20 protein-coding genes and 1 tRNA gene are annotated in these 17,455 nt (G+C 60.1%); 11 read left to right on the top strand and 10 right to left on the bottom strand.

Going from position 1 to position 17,455, the window contains the following annotated elements; translation table 11 throughout:
• The 3 genes from Q0M35_RS11305 to rbsK all read left to right on the top strand — a co-directional run.
• The coding region (locus Q0M35_RS11305; RefSeq protein ID WP_295315254.1) for a GDSL-type esterase/lipase family protein at positions 1-428 on the top strand (428 nt) is incomplete at its 5' end.
• 18 nt (positions 429-446) lie between these two features.
• Positions 447-893 carry an RbsD/FucU domain-containing protein gene (locus Q0M35_RS11300; RefSeq protein ID WP_295315252.1) on the top strand — a complete coding sequence of 149 codons (447 nt, stop codon included), beginning with the start codon at positions 447-449 and terminating at the stop codon, positions 891-893.
• Positions 894-896: 3 nt separating this feature from the next.
• The gene (gene rbsK, locus Q0M35_RS11295; RefSeq protein WP_295315250.1) at positions 897-1,799 is read left to right on the top strand and encodes a ribokinase; all 903 of its coding nucleotides are present in this window, start codon (positions 897-899) and stop codon (positions 1,797-1,799) included.
• A 50-nt stretch (positions 1,800-1,849) separates the two neighbouring features.
• Here rbsK and Q0M35_RS11290 read toward each other — a convergent pair.
• From Q0M35_RS11290 to Q0M35_RS11280, 3 genes are all read right to left on the bottom strand, one after another.
• Positions 1,850-1,926: transfer RNA gene (locus Q0M35_RS11290), tRNA-Arg, on the bottom strand.
• A gap of 41 nt (positions 1,927-1,967) precedes the next feature.
• Entirely contained in the window at positions 1,968-2,435 is a 468-nt protein-coding gene (locus Q0M35_RS11285) for a GNAT family N-acetyltransferase (protein ID WP_295315248.1), read from the bottom strand.
• A complete protein-coding gene (locus tag Q0M35_RS11280) occupies positions 2,435-2,746 on the bottom strand; it encodes an ETC complex I subunit (RefSeq protein WP_295315242.1) in 312 nt (103 codons plus the stop codon). The genes Q0M35_RS11285 and Q0M35_RS11280 overlap by 1 nt, the downstream gene beginning before the upstream one ends.
• Positions 2,747-2,921: 175 nt before the next feature.
• Here Q0M35_RS11280 and radC point away from each other — a divergent pair, with 175 nt between their 5' ends.
• Positions 2,922-3,725 (top strand): DNA repair protein RadC, encoded by an 804-nt coding sequence (gene radC, locus Q0M35_RS11275; RefSeq protein ID WP_295315236.1) that lies wholly within the window; start codon positions 2,922-2,924, stop codon positions 3,723-3,725.
• A gap of 8 nt (positions 3,726-3,733) precedes the next feature.
• Here the strand turns inward: radC and Q0M35_RS11270 are convergent, their stop codons facing one another.
• Positions 3,734-5,398: an adenylate/guanylate cyclase domain-containing protein gene (locus Q0M35_RS11270; RefSeq protein WP_295315234.1), complete on the bottom strand. Its 1,665-nt coding sequence runs from the start codon at positions 5,396-5,398 to the stop codon at positions 3,734-3,736.
• 144 nt (positions 5,399-5,542) lie between these two features.
• Between Q0M35_RS11270 and uvrB the strand changes: the two genes are divergently transcribed.
• Positions 5,543-7,747 carry an excinuclease ABC subunit UvrB gene (uvrB, locus tag Q0M35_RS11265; RefSeq protein WP_295315229.1) on the top strand — a complete coding sequence of 735 codons (2,205 nt, stop codon included), beginning with the start codon at positions 5,543-5,545 and terminating at the stop codon, positions 7,745-7,747.
• Positions 7,748-7,828: 81 nt separating this feature from the next.
• Here uvrB and Q0M35_RS11260 read toward each other — a convergent pair whose 3' ends face one another.
• The gene (locus Q0M35_RS11260; protein WP_295315222.1) at positions 7,829-8,125 is read right to left on the bottom strand and encodes a hypothetical protein; all 297 of its coding nucleotides are present in this window, start codon (positions 8,123-8,125) and stop codon (positions 7,829-7,831) included.
• A gap of 163 nt (positions 8,126-8,288) precedes the next feature.
• On the opposite strand from Q0M35_RS11260, the gene Q0M35_RS11255 reads away from it, so the two are divergent.
• Both Q0M35_RS11255 and Q0M35_RS11250 read left to right on the top strand, forming a co-directional pair.
• Positions 8,289-8,714: a hypothetical protein gene (locus Q0M35_RS11255; protein WP_295315258.1), complete on the top strand. Its 426-nt coding sequence runs from the start codon at positions 8,289-8,291 to the stop codon at positions 8,712-8,714.
• Positions 8,715-8,881: 167 nt separating this feature from the next.
• A complete protein-coding gene (locus Q0M35_RS11250; protein ID WP_295315220.1) occupies positions 8,882-9,553 on the top strand; it encodes a hypothetical protein in 672 nt (223 codons plus the stop codon).
• 86 nt (positions 9,554-9,639) lie between these two features.
• On the opposite strand, the gene Q0M35_RS11245 is transcribed toward Q0M35_RS11250, so the two are convergent.
• Entirely contained in the window at positions 9,640-10,041 is a 402-nt protein-coding gene (locus tag Q0M35_RS11245; RefSeq protein ID WP_295315218.1) for a DUF4864 domain-containing protein, read from the bottom strand.
• Between the two features lie 60 nt (positions 10,042-10,101).
• Complete coding sequence (locus Q0M35_RS11240) at positions 10,102-11,685, bottom strand: lysine--tRNA ligase (protein ID WP_295315216.1); 1,584 nt, start codon at positions 11,683-11,685, stop codon at positions 10,102-10,104.
• A gap of 120 nt (positions 11,686-11,805) precedes the next feature.
• Between Q0M35_RS11240 and Q0M35_RS11235 the strand changes: the two genes are divergently transcribed.
• The gene (locus Q0M35_RS11235; RefSeq protein WP_295315214.1) at positions 11,806-12,228 is read left to right on the top strand and encodes a tellurite resistance TerB family protein; all 423 of its coding nucleotides are present in this window, start codon (positions 11,806-11,808) and stop codon (positions 12,226-12,228) included.
• An 18-nt stretch (positions 12,229-12,246) separates the two neighbouring features.
• Here the strand turns inward: Q0M35_RS11235 and Q0M35_RS11230 are convergent, their stop codons facing one another.
• The 3 genes from Q0M35_RS11230 to Q0M35_RS11220 all read right to left on the bottom strand — a co-directional run bounded on the left by Q0M35_RS11230 (position 12,247) and on the right by Q0M35_RS11220 (position 15,288).
• Positions 12,247-13,050, bottom strand: coding sequence for a hypothetical protein (locus Q0M35_RS11230; RefSeq protein WP_295315212.1), 804 nt, complete (start codon positions 13,048-13,050; stop codon positions 12,247-12,249).
• Positions 13,051-13,106: 56 nt separating this feature from the next.
• The gene (gene dacB, locus Q0M35_RS11225; RefSeq protein ID WP_295315209.1) at positions 13,107-14,603 is read right to left on the bottom strand and encodes a D-alanyl-D-alanine carboxypeptidase/D-alanyl-D-alanine-endopeptidase; all 1,497 of its coding nucleotides are present in this window, start codon (positions 14,601-14,603) and stop codon (positions 13,107-13,109) included.
• A gap of 82 nt (positions 14,604-14,685) precedes the next feature.
• A complete protein-coding gene (locus Q0M35_RS11220; protein ID WP_295315256.1) occupies positions 14,686-15,288 on the bottom strand; it encodes a nicotinate-nucleotide adenylyltransferase in 603 nt (200 codons plus the stop codon).
• Positions 15,289-15,549: 261 nt separating this feature from the next.
• Here Q0M35_RS11220 and Q0M35_RS11215 point away from each other — a divergent pair, with 261 nt between their 5' ends.
• The 3 genes from Q0M35_RS11215 to ettA form a co-directional block, all read left to right on the top strand.
• A complete protein-coding gene (locus Q0M35_RS11215) occupies positions 15,550-15,681 on the top strand; it encodes a hypothetical protein (protein ID WP_295315207.1) in 132 nt (43 codons plus the stop codon).
• A gap of 51 nt (positions 15,682-15,732) precedes the next feature.
• The gene (locus Q0M35_RS11210) at positions 15,733-16,164 is read left to right on the top strand and encodes an ankyrin repeat domain-containing protein (protein ID WP_295315205.1); all 432 of its coding nucleotides are present in this window, start codon (positions 15,733-15,735) and stop codon (positions 16,162-16,164) included.
• Positions 16,165-16,282: 118 nt separating this feature from the next.
• A partial coding sequence (ettA, locus tag Q0M35_RS11205) for an energy-dependent translational throttle protein EttA (protein WP_295315203.1) occupies positions 16,283-17,455 on the top strand: 1,173 nt, incomplete at its 3' end.

The raw sequence follows: 17,455 nt of genomic DNA, 5'->3' as shown, positions 1-17,455 counted from the left end.
TTCTGCAGGCACTGCTCGAAACACACCGGCCGCTTGATCTGGTGATTGTGATGCTGGGCACCAATGATCTCAAGGCGCGCTTTGGCGTTTCCGCACATGACATATCGCTGGGTCTGCAGCGCGTGGTGCAGGAAATCCACCGGTCTGATTGTGGCCCTGACGGCGCGGCCCCTGCCGTGCTGCTCGCCGCGCCGGTGCGGGTGCTGGAGACCGGCGTCTTCATGGACACCTTCGCCGGGGCGGCCGCGAAATCAGCAGCCCTGCCCGACCTGCTGCGCGCCGTGGCGGAGAACAATCAGGCAGCCTTTGCCGATATGAATGACGCAGCAGCAGCTGACCCGGTGGACGGCGTGCACCTTGATGCCACCGCCCATGCTGTCATTGGTGCCGCCATGGCCCGCGCCGTAACAAAGACCTTCGATCCATAACCGGAAAGGACCCGACCAATGCTTAAAGGACTTGATCCCCTGCTGAACGCTGATGTGCTTTATGCCCTGCGCGCCATGGGGCACGGGGATGATCTGATCATCGCGGATACGAACTTTCCCTCCGACAGCGTTGCCCGCGACACCGTTCTGGGCCATGTGCTGCGCATCGACCGTCCCGCCGCCGAGGTCGTCAGGGCCGTACTCTCGGTCTATCCGATCGACACTTTTGTTGATGATGCCGCCGCCCGTATGGAAGTTGTCGATGAGCCCGAAACGATCCTGCCGGTGATGGAGGAGGTTCAGGGTGAGGTGACAGCAGCCGGGGGGCCGGAAATGATGAGCATAGAACGCTTTGCCTTTTATGACCGCTCAAAGCAGGCCTATGCGGTGATCCAGACCGGCGAGCGGCGGTTTTACGGCTGTTTTGCACTGCGCAAGGGCGTTATTCCGCCGGACGAGAGCTGAGGGATGGGGACCGTTGTTATATTGGGCGTTTTTGTCGCCGACACGGCCTATCGCGCTGACCGGATGCCGCGCATGGGCGAGACGATCATGGGCAATTCCTTCGCTCTGGGTCCAGGGGGAAAAGGCTCCAATCAGGCCGTCGCCTGCGCACGGATCGGTGCAGAAACGCATATAATCTCCCGTTTGGGCCAGGACGATTTCGGCAAGCTCGCACTGGATACATGGGCAGAGGCCGGCGTGATCACCCATGTGCAGCAAACGACGGAAAGCTATACCGGAGCCGCTTATATCTTCATCGAAGAGAGCAGCGGCGACAATGCCATCATCATCGCTCCGGGCGCCGCGGCGCTGATCTCGGAGCAGGACATCGAAGACCACGCAGACCTGATCCGCAGCGCTGATATTTTTGTCACGCAACTGGAACAACCGATGGAAGCTGCTGTGCGGGGCCTTGAGATTGCCCGCGCCGCCGGCGTGACAACGGTGCTGAACCCGGCCCCCGCCGCACCTCTGCCGGACGGTATGCTGGCGCTGTGCGATTACGTCACACCCAATGAGACTGAGTGTGAAGCACTGACCGGTGTCGCCGTGCGTGTCACAGATGATGCACAGAAAGCCTGTGACGCGCTGATTGCGCTAGGTGTGAAGCGACCGATCATCACGATGGGCGAACAGGGCGCGTATCTCAGCGGTCATGGCCTTGTGCCTGCGGTGCGCGCCGGCGCCGTGGTAGAAACCACCGGCGCGGGCGACGCCTTCAACGGCGCCTTCGCCGCAGCCCTGGCCGAAGGGCTCTCCCCGGAACGCGCGGTGCAGATCGGCTGTGCCACGGCAGGCATCTCCGTCACCCGCAAGGGTACAGCACCCGCAATGCCAACCCGGACCGAGGTCGATGCCCTGCTCTGACCCCGGGCAGAGGCCACCATCCTCAGGAAATTACGCATTTCGTGAAAATCTGGCGATCCCTGAAGGACTCGAACCCTCAACCTGCTGATTAGAAGTCAGCTGCTCTATCCAGTTGAGCTAAGGGACCGCTGCGACACTCATGCCGCAGCCGGCGCGATGGCGCAAGTGTCAGATCCCGCGTGTCATGAAAACGCTCAGCGGGTCGCTGATATATTCGCCGAAAGGCGGACATTCCCGGAAGCCTTCGGACAAATAAAGCCGGCGCGCTGCCGCGTGCTCCTCGCCAGCTCCGGTCTCGAGGTTCAGCACAGTTATGCCGGCTGAACGCGCCTCACTGATCATGCCGCGCAACAGGTGCCGGGCAAGCCCCTCACCGCGTCGCTCCTGAGCGGTATGCATGGATTTCAGCTCGCCCCGGGCCGTCGCTCCGTCATCCGTCTTGCGGATTGCCCCGACGGCCACGGCCTCATCCGCGTCCCGCAGGGCATACAACGTGATATCAGGCGCATTCAGAGCATCGCCGGGCAGAACGTGGCAGCTTTCGGGAGGGCTCTGGGACCGCATCAGCTCAAAGTGACGCGTCAGCAAACGTGCGACATCCGGGGCATCCGCGCGAACGCGGACAAACTCAGTCATCAGTGCGTCCAGGCGCCGCGACGACCGGTTGCGAAATTCTCGCCATAGCCGCCTGGCCGGATATTGGGCTTGCGCTTTTTGGGCTCCTGCACCTCGGCTGGTATCCCGTTTTCGCGCGCATATTCAACCGCGGCTTCTTTGGTTTTAAAGCGCATGCGGACCTGACTCTGCGTATCGTCAGAGGATGTCCACCCCATCAGCGGATCAACCTCACGCGCAGAGGCCTGAGCAAAATCCAGCACCCATGTATGGGTTTTGGCCATGCCCGAAGACATGGCGGTTTTCGCTGGCTGATAGATGCGTGCGCGCATGTCGAAGCTCTCCTGTCGGCTGCGCGCATCATACCGGGTATCTGGATACCGGGGCAAGATGCGTTTTGCGGCAGATTTGTCGCATGAGCCCATTAGAGGTCCCGCGTTAACCGTTCGCTAACCATCCCGTTTCACACTCGCCTGCGGGCCGTGAACAGGAGAAGGGACCAGGGTCGTGACAAACAGAAGCAGCGGATTTTCCGAAGAAGCCCTGCGCGGGTTGCAGGATCTGGACCAGCGCATCCCGGCATGGGCCGAAACAAAGCCACTCGCACAAGGTGAATTCGCCACCCGGGGCGGCGGGCCCTCACCCCATTATACCGGGCACCGGCAGCGCCTGCGGACCCGGTTTCTCACCGGCGGTCACGCACCGATGCCGGAATATGAGCTGCTGGAGCTGCTGCTGTGCAATGCGATCGAACGGATTGACGTCAAACCGCTTGCCAAAAAACTCCTGGAAACTTTCGGCGACCTCAACGGCGTGGTGGCAGCATCAGAGCATCGCCTGCTGCAGGTACGCGGGACGACGCGCAAGGTGTATTTTCAGCTTCGCCTTGTCGAAGCTTTCGCCCAGCGGATGGCCCAGGCACGGGTGCTGCAGCGTTGTGTGCTCTCTTGCTGGGACGACCTGATTGATTACTGCCGCACCTCGATGGCGCATCGCGACACAGAACAGTTCCGCATCCTCTTTCTCGACAACAAGAACGTCGTGATCGCTGATGAGGAGCAGGCGCGCGGCACCATCAACCATGTGCCGGTTTACCCCCGCGAGGTCGTCAAACGCGCGCTGGAGCTCAATGCGGCGGCGCTTATTCTGGTGCATAACCACCCCTCAGGCGATCCCTCGCCCAGCAACTCCGACATTGAGATGACTGATAATATCGTGCTGGCCTGCCAGGCCATCGATACCCGGGTGCATGATCACGTTATTATCGGCAAGAACGCCGAAAGTTCTTTCCGGACACTGGGATTGCTGTGATCCCGGCCTCAGCCCGGACGCTGTTCGCGTGCCAGTGCCCGCACCAGATCGTGATGCGCCTCCGGAACGAGAGGCGCACGGGCGCAGATCGATGGCGCACGATCAAGACCGTCGGCGCGGGCGCGATATCTGTCTGCCGTTTCATCGTCACCGGCAGCACGGGCCGCACGGGCGACCATCGCATGCAGCACCCGGTCGCCGGGCCTGACATCAGCGGCCCGGCGCGCAAGGGTCATCGCCTCCCCGGCCCGGCCATCACAGTAAAGCGCAACAGCGTTCAGAAACAGCCGGTTTGGCAACAGCGGATTCTGTGACTGGTTCTGAAACACCTCAAACTGCCTGGCGGCACCCGCGCAGTCCCCTTCGGCCATCAGGATATGGCCTTCCAGTTCATGCGCTTCGGTATAGGCGGGATTGTTGCGACGCGAGCTCTCCAGATCAGCACGCGCGCCGCGGATATCGTCGGTACAGATTACCCGGAAGATCCCGCGCGCCCAGAACACATAATCACTGCCCGGGTTCTGCTCGACCGCGTGATCGAGCCCGCGCGCCAGTTCCTCGCTGAGGTCTTGCGGAACCTGCTCATACCGCGCGGCAGCCAGCATGACCTCCGCCTCCGCGAGCATGGCAAGCGCCACACCATCCCCCGGGTTCAGCTGCAGCGCGCGACGCATCAGATTGCGGCCGTGGATCCAGCTTTCATAGGACACCCTGTAAAAGAGCTGTGCCGCGCGGGAGCGCAGTTCGGACACGCTCAGCGCTTCATCCGGGATATGCGCAAGCCGGTCACCGTCGAAAGCGTTTGTCTGCAGCCGCAGATCTGATTCCGCACGTTCCAGCACCCCGTCACAGAAATCGAAAATGTCCGCCGTGCTGCGGTCATAGCTTTCCGACCAGACGGGCCGTCCGTCTGAGCGCAGGACAAGGGTAAGGCTGAGCCTGCCGCGGTCCCCGGCGACCCGGAGCCTGCTGCGCAGATCATAAGTCGCATCTCCCACGTCGCGGGCCGACGCGTCATAGACAACAATTCCGGTTCGCCGCGACAGACGCACAAAAAGCTGTTCGCGCAGATCACCGGCGATGGAAGCGGTATCGGCATCCCGTGGCGCGTATTCGATGGCGGCCACAGCGATTGACGTCGCCTCTCCGGTGTTCGCAGAAGTCTGATCAGCCGGGCGCCACTGATAAAGCCGCACCGGCGCAGAGATGTTTTTCAGTCTGAAGACGCCGGCTTCCCTGAGCGCCCCGGCTGCTGCCCCCGAGAGCTGGCGGTGCACATCTTCAGAGACCATGACACCGCCCGGCGGGGCTTCGGCCTGAATCCGCTCGGCGATATTGATCCCGCTGCCGTAAATATCCTCATCATCCTGAACGATATCGCCGATATGACACCCGACGCGCAGGTGCACGCCCGGGACGCTCAGGAGTGCTTTCTGAGCCTGCATCGCAGCGTCCACGCATGCTGCGACCGATGCAAAGCCGATGATCCAGCCATCTCCGAGCCGCTTGAGGATCTGGCCGCCATGCGCCGTGATCACCGGCTCAAACGTATCCGACCGAAGCGCGCGCACAATCCGGACGGTGCCCGCCTGATCGGCTTCCATCATGGCGGAAAATCCCACGATGTCGGCAAACATGATAACCGCCAGCCGGCTCTGCATGATTTCGTCCACGTTCCGCTCTTTGCCTGACCATACGGCAACATGGTTCTCAAAGAAACTCCGGCACTAACTGTCAGTTTCTGTCAGCTGTGCGCCGGCGGCTCTTGAACGCGCGGCAAAACGTGACACCTTAGGCACGACCCCCACGGAGTGCATATGCCCTACGCCCAGACCGATTCTTCGGAAGCCACGGCCGTCATGGCCAACCCCGCGCCAGATGTCCGCAGCCGGCCAAAGCTGGAAGGCGGCAGAAAGTTCGTGCTTAAAACGGAATTCGAGCCGGCCGGCGACCAGCCGACCGCGATCACCGAGCTTTCCGATGGCCTCGTCTCAGGCGAACGCGACCAGGTTCTGCTTGGGGCGACCGGCACCGGCAAAACTTTTACTATGGCCAAAGTTATCGAAAAAACTCAGCGCCCGGCCATCATTCTTGCGCCGAACAAGACACTTGCAGCCCAGCTTTACGGCGAATTCAAAGGGTTTTTTCCGGACAACGCAGTCGAGTATTTCGTGTCCTATTACGACTATTATCAGCCCGAAGCCTACGTCGCCCGGTCAGATACCTACATCGAGAAAGAAAGCCAGATCAACGAACAGATCGACCGGATGCGCCACTCCGCGACCCGCGCTCTGCTGGAACGCGATGATGTGATCATCGTGGCCTCTGTATCGTGCATCTACGGTATCGGATCGGTGGAAACCTATGGTGCCATGACGCAGGACCTGAAGGTCGGATCAAGCTACGATCAGCGCCAGGTCATGGCCGATCTGGTGGCCCAGCAATACCGCCGCAACGATCAGGCTTTCCAGCGCGGCTCGTTTCGGGTGCGCGGCGACAGTCTCGAGATTTTCCCCGCCCACCTCGAAGACCGCGCCTGGCGGCTGTCTTTCTTTGGCGAGGAACTGGAAAGTATCACCGAGTTTGACCCGCTGACCGGCGAAAAAACCGACACCTTTGACCAGATCCGCGTCTATGCGAATTCGCACTACGTAACGCCCAAGCCAACAATGCAGCAGGCCGTGATCGGCATCAAAAAAGAGCTGCGGATCCGGCTCGATCAGCTGGTGAAAGACGGTAAACTGCTTGAAGCGCAGCGTCTGGAACAGCGTACCAACTTCGATCTCGAGATGCTGGAAGCCACCGGCGTCTGCAACGGGATCGAGAACTATTCGCGCTATCTCACGGGCCGTGCACCGGGAGAGCCGCCCCCGACGCTTTTTGAATTCATCCCGGATCATGCCATTGTTTTTGCAGACGAATCTCACGTGTCGGTGCCGCAGATCGGCGGCATGTACAAAGGCGACTACCGACGCAAATTCACCCTGGCAGAGCACGGCTTCCGCCTGCCCTCCTGCATGGACAATCGTCCCCTCAAGTTCGAGGAATGGGACGCCATGCGCCCGCAGTCGGTCTTTGTCTCCGCCACGCCCGCGTCGTGGGAAATCGAACAGGCAGGCGGCGTCTTCACCGAACAGATCATCCGGCCCACCGGCCTCATCGACCCCGAAATTGAAATTCGCCCGGTTGAGATGCAGGTCGATGATCTGCTGGATGAGGTACGCAAAGTTGCCGCCGCAGGATATCGTACGCTGGTGACGACACTCACTAAACGCATGGCTGAGGACCTGACCGAATACATGCACGAACAGGGCATCCGCGTGCGCTACATGCACAGCGATATCGATACCATCGAACGCATTGAGATCCTGCGGGACCTGCGCCTTGGGGCTTTTGACGTGCTGATCGGCATCAACCTGCTGCGCGAAGGGCTCGATATTCCCGAATGTGGTCTTGTGGCCATTCTCGATGCGGATAAAGAGGGCTTTCTGCGCTCGGAAACCTCGCTCATTCAGACCGTCGGACGTGCTGCGCGTAACGCGGACGGGCGGGTAATCATGTACGCCGATCGCATTACTGGCTCGATGGAGCGGGCGATCGGAGAAACCGACAGACGCCGCGCCAGACAGCTTGCTTATAACCAGGAGCACGGGATCACGCCGCAAACAGTCAAAAAGAACGTCGAGGATATCCTCGCCGGGCTTTACAAAGGCGACGTGGATATGAACCGCGTGACCGCAAAGGTCGACAATCCGATGGCCGGCGGCAATCTGCAGGCCGTTCTGGATGGATTGCGTACCGACATGCGAAAAGCGGCGGAAAACCTGGAGTTCGAAGAGGCCGCACGCCTGCGTGACGAGGTCAAACGTCTCGAAGCGGTCGATCTTGCGATCGCGGACGACCCTATGGCGCGTCAGCAGGCTGTCGACAAAGCCGTTGATGATGCGCAGAAAGCCTCGGGTCGCAGCACGATGGGCCGCGGTGGTATGCGCGGCGGTGTAAAGCGCAAACGGCGCGGATAAAGCATCTTACTGAAGATAAGGCCTCCCCGGATACCGGAGAGGCCTTTCATATCGTCTGACAAGGCCCGTAAGGCCGGAAGCTTAGTTAGACGCGATTTGATCGTCGTCTTCAGGCGGTGTGATTTCGATGCCGGGCACAGTTACCTCAGCCTGATCGACAGAAACGTCAACGTCCGGCACAGGTACGGTTGCGGTTTCTTCCGTCACGGTAACTGAACCAACTTCGGCCTCAAATTCGGGCAGATTGCCGCCTTCGACACTGACATCAACGTCAGGCAGGCTGGCTTCTTCGGTCTGATCAATGTCAACCATATAGGATGCTGCTGCGAGGCCGAGTACGACAACAACGCCGCCGAGAATAAGAGCTGTCTTTTTCATTTTATTTCCTTCCGTAATCTGTTTTGCGCGGCTCGTACCTTTAGAAGGCTGCCGGGCTGTTGAGATGTAAACCACTGCTGCTGCAAAGAAGTTCCAAAAAAAATTCTGGCGGCTCCTGAATGCCATGTGGCTCGGACGCGCCGGAGCGCTATCTGACTTGCCTATGACGAGATTGCTGATCCTTTTTCTGACCGCCTCACCCGCTGCCGCGTGGGAGTTTACGCCAGGCCTGCCCTGCGTGCTGCGCCACGCCAGCGATACCGCAGCGATTGAACTCACCTATGATCCGACCCGGCCGCTTTATACGGTGACGGTCTCACAAGCCGCGCCGTTTGACAGCGCGCCGCTTTTCTCGATGTCCTTTGTGGGCGACCGGCCACTTCAGATCTCCACCGACCGGCACATACCGTCGCGGGACGGTCGGTCGGTCACGGTCTCTGATCGCGGCTTCGGGAATTTACTCAACGGGCTGCAGTACAACGACCGGGTGGCCGCCATTCTCGGAACGGCAGAAGTGAGTTTCTCGCTGGCCGGTGCAGCACCGGCTGTTGCTGCTTTCCGCAACTGCAAAGTTGAAGCCGGAGTCTGAGGCATCTCGCAGCATGCTAACCCGCGGTGCCAGAGCGTCTGGCTACGATTATGCGAACCGGCCTCCTTACGCGTGCCGCAACCTCATCACCCGCATTTCCCGCACATCGCCTCCCGTAACCATTTGTTAACGATCGTTAACCATGATGCATGACGGGAAGGATACCGATGCGAACAGCTCTGACGGCATTTCTGCTCTGCCTGCTGACTGCTGCACCGGCCGCAGCAGGCCCCTGGTTGCGTGAAAAAGGCACTGGTTTTGCATCAACATCCGGCACTGTCTCACAAAGCAAGGATACCTCCGGCAGCATCTACGCTGAGTATGGCCTTACGGACACCATCAACCTCGGGCTCGACCTCAGCATGGGTCTGGACCGCACCGGGGCTGCTGACGGCGCCGGCGTGGTATTTTTGCGCTTCCCGCTCGGGTCCACGGACGGGACACAACGCTTTGCCTGGCACGCGGGACTGGGCGGGCGGTACACCGGCCTGGAATTGTCTCCCGCATTTCAGTTCGGACTGAGCTGGGGGCGCGGGGTCGCCTGGGGCGAACGCTGGGGCTGGGCCACAGTGGAAAGCAGCGTCAATTTCGCCAGCGCACCGGCAACCACGCGAATAAAAATCGACGGCACCTTCGGCATGGGTTTAACCCCGCAGGTCAAAGCGATGATTCAGATGTTCAACACATTCGAAGACAGCGAACATTATGCGCAGCTGGCCCCTTCCATTCTGATCCTGCCGCGTCCGGACAGCAAGACAACCTTTCAGATCGGGCTCGAATATCCGGTCGCCGGCGGCGGTGATACGCGTCTCAAACTTGGCATCTGGCGCGAATTCTGAGGTTAACGCGCCCGAACGCACGGACCTGCACCCGCAGGTCGGTGGGGACCTGACATACGGCGTCAGTCGTTCAGCCTGGCCGAGGTTCAGACATTCATTTGCGCGCTGTCGAGGATCTGCACACCGTTGATCCTCCACCCGTCTGCGGTCTCCAGCATCCGGTAATCCAGAAGATGCACCACGCCGTTCTGATCGGTAATCATTACTTTTTGCCAGAACGCTCCGCCTTCTTCGCGCAGTTCAAGAAACCGCACCTCAGAGAACCGCCAGACCATCGGATAGCCTGTCACGACCATGCGCTGGAAATTCTCCGGCGACTGGAAAAGTTGCTGAAGACCAGGGCTCGCGAAAGTAAAAGCTTCCTCAAAATCATCTGCGCTGAGCGCCAATAACTGGCGGTCTATGACCGCTTCAATGTCCGCAGGCTCCGAGAGGGCAGGAAATGCCATCAGTACCGTTGTGATCAGTCCGATTAGTGCCGCGCGCATGTCATCTCTCCTCGTCGCTGCCCGTCAAGGGTAAGCCACGAAAGCCGCGTGGCAAGAGTTTCAGCTGTTATCCACAAGTTTGCCACTCAGCGCAGCGTCAATCAGTGCCACCGTTTCGGCCACTCCATAAAGAGCGATAAATCCGCCAAACCGCGGGCCCTGGCTCGCCCCGAGCAGAACTTCATAAAGCGCCGTAAACCAGGCCCGCATTGGATCAAACCGCTCGCGGCCGCAGGCGTAAACAACTGACTGAAGCGCCTCATCATCCGTTGGTCCCTCCCAGGCGCTGAGCTGATCCCGCAGATCCGTCAGAGCTTCACGCTCGAGGTCTGTCGGGGCGCGATACACCTTCTGCGGCTTTACGAAATCGGCATAATAACGCAGGGCATGACCCACAGCGGCATCCATATCAGGATTGTTTTCTGCATTGGTGTCAGGCGCATAGCGCTGAATGAAGCCCCAGAGTTGTGACTTATCCTCGGCCCCCGAAACGCTGGCAAGATTAAGCAGCATCGAGAAAGGCACCACCATATCAGAGGTCGGCACATTGCCGCCATGGATGTGCCAGACCGGATTGTTTAACTGCTGAACAATATCCTGTCCGGGAAAGGCGCGCAGTTGCTGATGGTACTCGTCAACGGCTTTCGGGATGACATCAAAATACATCCGCTTGGCGGTTTTGGGCTTGAGATACATAAAATACGACAGGCTCTGCGTGCTGGCATAGGTCAGCCATTCATCAATACTGACGCCATTACCGGAGGTCTTGGAGATTTTCTGCCCGTTCTCATCAAGAAAAAGCTCATAGGTAAAGTGCTCCGGCGGTCGATGTCCGAGAATACGACAGATTTTGTCGTAAATCGGCGTGTTGGTGGAGTGATCCTTGCCGTACATCTCGAAATCGACACCCAGGGCTGCCCAGCGCGCGCCGAAATCGGGCTTCCACTGCAGCTTCACATTGCCCCCCGTGACCGGCAGCGTCATTTCTGTTCCGTCGTCATCGTCAAACGTGATTGTGCCGTCCGCCGCGTTCACGTGCTTCACCGGGACGTACATCACACGACCGGTGTCCGGATGAATGGGCAGGAAAATCGAATAGGTCTGACGCCGTTCCTCGCGCAGCGATTTCAGCATGACCTGCATGATCTCATCGTACTTCTGCGTCGCACGCAGCAAAATTTCGTCGAACTTCCCGGTGTTATAGAACTCGGTGGCCGAGATGAATTCATACTCGAACCCGAAAGTATCGAGGAACCGCCGCAGCATGGCATTGTTGTGGTGCCCGAAACTTTCATGTGTACCGAAAGGGTCCGGCACCGAGGTCAGCGGCCGCTGAAGATGCTCCGCCAGGCTTTCGGGGTTCGGCACGTTTCCCGGCACCTTGCGCATCCCGTCCAGATCGTCCGAGAAACAGATCAGACGCGTCGGAATATCAGAGATTTCCTGAAACGCCCGCATCACCATACTGGTCCGCGCCACTTCGCCGAATGTACCGATATGCGGCAGACCGCTGGGGCCGTAGCCGGTTTCAAAGAGCACATAGCCCTTTTCCGGCGGCGCCTTTTCATAGCGCTTGAGCACCCGGCGCGCTTCCTCGAAAGGCCATGCTTTACTGGTCATTGCGGCGTCACGTGACTGGGACATTCTCGGCTCCGGGTTCGGGTTCTGCGCCCTCTGCGCAGGGTTTCGCCCGTCCCTATTGCGTTGCCCCTCCGGCGTCAATAAATTGCGCGCAACCGTCAGCCCTATGAAAGCACCCAGCCCGTGAATGATGACCCCGCCCATGCTTTCAGCCCGCAGGACAGTCTCGTGGCGCTGATGATAGCGATCTCAGCCTCCGACGAGGACATCCGCACCACCGAGCTGGTGAAAATTGAAACCGCGGTGCAGACGCTGCCTGTTTTTGCCGATTACGATGATGACCGCCTGACGGTGGTGAGCCAGGTGGTCTTTGATCTTTTCGAGCAGGAAGACGGGCTCGATGCGCTTTTTGGTCTGATCCGCGACAGCCTGCCTGAACGGCTCTTCGAGACCGCATATGCGCTGGCCTGCGATGTGGCGGCAGCCGACGGCACCCTGGGAGAAACCGAACTGCGGCTGCTCGAAGAAATCCGCTATGAGCTATCCCTCGACAGGCTCGCGGCAGCCGCAATTGAACGCGGCGCCCGCGCGCGCCACGTGACCTGAAAAGCTCAGCTTCGGATCTCAGCCCGCGCGTTCTGACGGGTGATTTGCCGCTTTGAGCCGACGGATCGCGGGCGCAAAAGGCCAGAGCAACATACGCCCCGTAAACGTCAGCACCGGGCGCGAACGCCGCATCAGACGCCGCGCATAATCGTCAGCTTCTTTTTCCTGTTGCGCAACCTGTCCGCCTTCGGAGTGGCCAGACACGTGATGCCCGATCTCGTGATAAAATGTGAATTCGGCGCTCAGCTTTTCAAACCAGAGGCGCAGACCACGCTGTGGCCTCACCGGCCATGTCAGCACAATTCCTGAGAAGAACATATTGTAGAGTCCGAGGTAATCGAGATGTGCGGCGCGGCCGATCACATCGATCCGGGTGACCCCGTCAAGCGCCAGCCCGCGCGTCCCGCTCCATCTGATCAGGTTGGCCTGAACAATCGCCGGCGCGGCGATGTCCTTTGAGATATAAACCGGCGTACCGTCACCGATATAACAGTCAGGTGTCTCACCAACGCGCTGTGCGACAACCTCCAGTGTGCGCCTGTGCAACGGGCTCAGACGGCGTTTACGCAGCCTGCCGACCGTGGTTTCAAACGCCGCAGGATCAAGCGTATCCAGCAACGCCAGCAGCACACCAAAAAACGGCCCCGACGGCCCGCGCGGTGGCTCCTCCCAGACCGGAGAGGCCAGTTTCGCAATTACCTGACCGGTCGCCGGCGCCTTCGCGCTTAAAAGCTCGCCCCAGGCGCTGCGTACTGTGTCCACGTGATTGGTGGAGATGCCCCTGAGCAACCGGTCGAGAGGGGGGATGTCATATTTCGTCACAAGCGCAGCATGACAGAGGTTTCAGGCTAAAATTTGGCAATAGACGTGCGCCGGTGCTATCCCGGACTGCTGAACTGCGCCCCCCAGCTCATGATCAGCTGTCGTTGCAACCGCCGCGAGCGCGAGGCCCACGTCCGGGCTCCCTGCGGGCGTTCACGTGCTTCGCGCGGAATGGACGCGCGGATTTTCTCATCCGCACTGAAGTAAGCAAAAACCAGCTCCCGCCCGCCGGGAGCAGTCACATATCCAGCCAGACCTGATACAAAATTCAGCGTACCGGTCTTGGCATCGGCTTTCACCGGATGATTGTTGATCGTCCGCCCCTGAGCGTCGAGGAGTTTTACCGGTTTCAGCAGGGGTCTGAGCAGCGAGGCATGTTTCACAGCACAAAGACCCAGCACCATGTCACGCGCAGATATGCGGCTGGCGCTGCCAAGCCCGGAATGATCGGCAAAAGCAGGCATGCGCATCCCAAGCTCTTCACGCGCCCAGTCGTTCATATCTGCTGCTGACGCCGCGAGGCTTTCCGCCTGCCCGGTGCGAACCTGTGTAGCCGCAAGCCCCACCATCTCGGCAACGAGATTATTAGAGTATTTCAGCATCGCCTGCAGGATATCGCTGAGCGGCGCGCTCTCGATCCGGGCGACTGTCCGGCCTGCCGGCAAACTGCGCGACACAGCGGGCGCCTTCAGAACAATACCGTTCGAGCGCGCCAGTGTTGCGAAAACCTCACCTGCGTAAAGCCCCGGTTTGCGCACCGGCAGCCACCGCGCGCCTTCGCGCCCCAACGCACTGCGCGCCACGGTCCACAGATCGCGGTTCATGCTGTCTTCATAGGTGTAAACCGGCGCGCTGCGGTCGCGCACCCGCATCTGTGCCACATCCACATCGGGTCGGTATTTGCCTGCGCGCGCATCCATCGTGACCGCGTATTCACCCGACACCCGTTTCCATTCAAAATGCACTCGGTTGAAATTGAGTGCGATACCCGAAACTGCAGGGTTATACCCGAGGTGATCGGGCTGGCCGGGATCAATCGACGGCAAGGAGGCCACCGGCCCTTCATGCACGATAAATCCGCCGCGGACTTCCCGGATACCAGTCTCTTTGAGACGCAGCGCAAGAGTTGCAAGATCACTGGTATCCATCAGAGGATCGCACCCGCCTGCCAGTACCAGATGACCGTCAAGCACCCCGTTTTTGACCTCACCCGCCGCGATAATTCTGGTGGTAAACCGATGCTGCGCACCAAGAGTATCCAGCGCATAAAGCGCAGTAATGGCTTTGGTCACACTGGCCGGGGCCAGTGCGGTATCGGGCATATGAGCATCCAGAAATTCACCTGTCTTTGCGTCCGCCACAGCCCAGACCACATCGCCGCTGATCCGGGCCTGCTTCAGCAGGTTGTCAGCTTCAGGCGGGCGCGGCGCGCCGCGCAGAACCGGACGCGGCGACGTAAGAAGGCCTTCCGCACCGGCAGAGAACCCAAGGCCCGCTGCGACCCCGGTCAGAAAGAGCCTGCGCGTGAGATTTTGTCGGTTTCGTCTGCTCATGAGCGCAAGGTAACCTCACTGCGCGCGCCTGCACAACAGGGCGTGATATCACAAATCTGACAATCATCGCGGGTGTTGCCGGTCAGCCGTTCCAGCCCCCCGCCGCGCGGATTTCACTGGATGACTGGGCTATCATAGGGACGTTGACAAAACACCAGGCCGGGGCCGTCGCGCGCGCCAGACGCTGACTTTCGCGCCCCGGGATGCGGCTGGTATCATAGACGCGGGCAGCCCTGCTCATCCGCGCGGAAATCCTGTCGCCCGGGCGGGCCAGCACCCCCAAAGGCACCGTTTCAACGATTTGCCGCCAGTCCTGCCAGCGGTGCAACTGCGCCAGGTTATCCGCCCCCATCAGCCAAACAAATCGGACGCCCGGGTAAAGCGCCCGCAGGGTCGTAAGCGTTTCGGCGGTGTAGCGCGTGCCCAGACGCGCCTCGATGTCGGTGATCTGCACGCGCGGGTGCTGCATCACCGAGCGCGCGCGCGCCATGCGGGTTTCCAGCGGTGCAGGCCCAAGCTTTTTGAGCGGATTGCCCGGGCTCACCAGCCACCACACACGCGTAAGGCCAAAACGCTTCAGCGCCTCAAGCGTAATGTGCACATGCCCGCGATGCGCGGGATCGAACGATCCGCCCAGAAGGCCAATGACCTCGCCGCTTCGTGCTGTGGGAAACCCCTGCCGCACGCCCTGCATCCTCCCGTGCTCTGTCCGGATGACCTTGAACGGCGCGCACCGGTGTTTGTCAATGCCGGGCCCCAGCGACGCGGCGCGCGCACGCACACCGCATCGGGTCCGGGAGATGCCGGCCTGCCATACCCTTTATCCTGACAGGCACAGCGCATGGCGGTCCCCGCCGGGCAACAGTTTCGCCGCAGAAGGCAGGCATCCTTCTGTGCATCCCTGCGATCATTCTCCCGATGATCGGTAAATTCGGAGGAGACAGGCGTGGCGTCCGGCACAACCGACCCTGCAATAAACGCCTATATGAACGCCTGCAAAGCGTTTCAGGAGGTCGATATTACACGGCTCGAAGAGCTCACCCATCTGAGTGATTTCCCATGCGGCACCGACGGCTGACTGAACCGGCACTGGCTCTCCACAGCCATTGAGACTGCAAAACCCGATGCCGTGGCCTGGGTGCTGAGCAAGAACCCGGATGTCCGTTATCGTTATATGGACGACGAGGGATTTACCGCCCTGATGACCGCGCTGCAAACCGAGGTCGACGCCCCCCACAGTATTGACCCCACCGGTCTGCGCGACCCGTCACGGGCCGCCGCAGTGACACGCGAAATAATTGAACTGCTGCTCGATGCCGGCATCGACATCAATCAGCGTGTCACGCTTGGTGTCACAGCGCTGCACCATGCTGCCGCGTGGTCCTCTCCGAAGATTATCCGCTTCCTTCTGGACAATGGCGCCGACCCCGGTGTCATGGACGACGACTATGTGCCGACAAACGCGCTCGGCACAGCACGGGCCATGAAGCGCACAGAAGTCGCCGCTCTGCTTGAAGCCGCCATGCGCAGCCCGTCGGAAAATCCGTCAAAGCGCACCTGAAAGGGCACAGCACACGACAGTGACGGCCGGTCTAACCCGTTTCGCACATTGCTCATCATTTGCAGCTTCGCTATCACTCCCGGCAACTCTTCGCACAGGATGAATCAGGAGCATTCCCATGGCCGCCTATCAGTACGTTTATCACATGTCCGGCGTCTCAAAGACCTATCCGGGCGGAAAAAAATGCTTTGAAAATATACACCTGAACTTCCTGCCGGGGGTGAAGATCGGCGTGGTAGGCGTCAACGGCGCGGGTAAATCCACGCTGATGAAGATCATGGCGGGACTAGACACCGAATTTCAGGGCGAGGCCTGGCATGCAGAAGGCGCCACCGTCGGCTATCTGCCGCAGGAACCCAAGCTCGACCCCGAACTCACCGTGCGCGAAAACGTCATGCTCGCCGTTGCGGACAAAAAAGCGGTCCTCGATCGTTATAACGAGCTTGCGATGAACTACTCGGATGAGACCGCCGATGAGATGGCAAAGCTGCAGGACCAGATCGACGCGGACAACCTCTGGGATCTCGACAGCCAGATCGACGTGTCGATGGAGGCCCTGCGCTGCCCGCCCGATGATGCTGATGTAACGAAACTCTCTGGCGGTGAGGCACGCCGTGTGGCGCTCTGCAAGCTGCTGCTCGAAGCGCCTGATATGCTGCTCCTCGACGAGCCGACCAACCACCTCGATGCGGAAACCATCGCCTGGCTGCAACAGCACCTCATGGATTACAAAGGCACGATCCTGATCGTCACCCACGACCGCTACTTCCTCGATGACATCACCGGCTGGATCCTTGAACTCGACCGCGGCAAGGGCATCCCCTATGAGGGCAACTACTCCGCCTGGCTGGAGCAGAAAGCCAAACGCCTGGCGCAGGAAGCCCGCGAGGACAAATCCCGCCAGAAAACGCTTGAGCGCGAACTTGAATGGATGCGCCAGGGCGCCAAGGCCCGTCAGGCGAAATCCAAGGCCCGGATCAACGCCTATAACGAGATGGCTGACCAGTCCGAGCGCGAAAAACTCAGCCGGGCGCAAATCGTCATTCCCAACGGCCAGCGCCTTGGCAACAAGGTGATTGAGGTCAACGGGCTGTCAAAACACATGGGCGACAAGCTGCTGGTCGAGGGGCTGGATTTCTCCCTGCCGCCCGGGGGTATCGTCGGCGTGATCGGACCCAACGGCGCGGGTAAATCCACGCTCTTCAAAATGCTCACCGGGCAGGAAAAACCCGATTCCGGGACCATCGAAATGGGCGACACGGTGGATCTGTCCTATGTGGACCAGTCGCGC

The sequence above is a fragment of the Roseobacter sp. genome (assembly GCF_024639605.1).
GTDB lineage: Bacteria > Pseudomonadota > Alphaproteobacteria > Rhodobacterales > Rhodobacteraceae > Roseobacter.
This window is presented reverse-complemented; position numbering and strand designations above follow the sequence as displayed.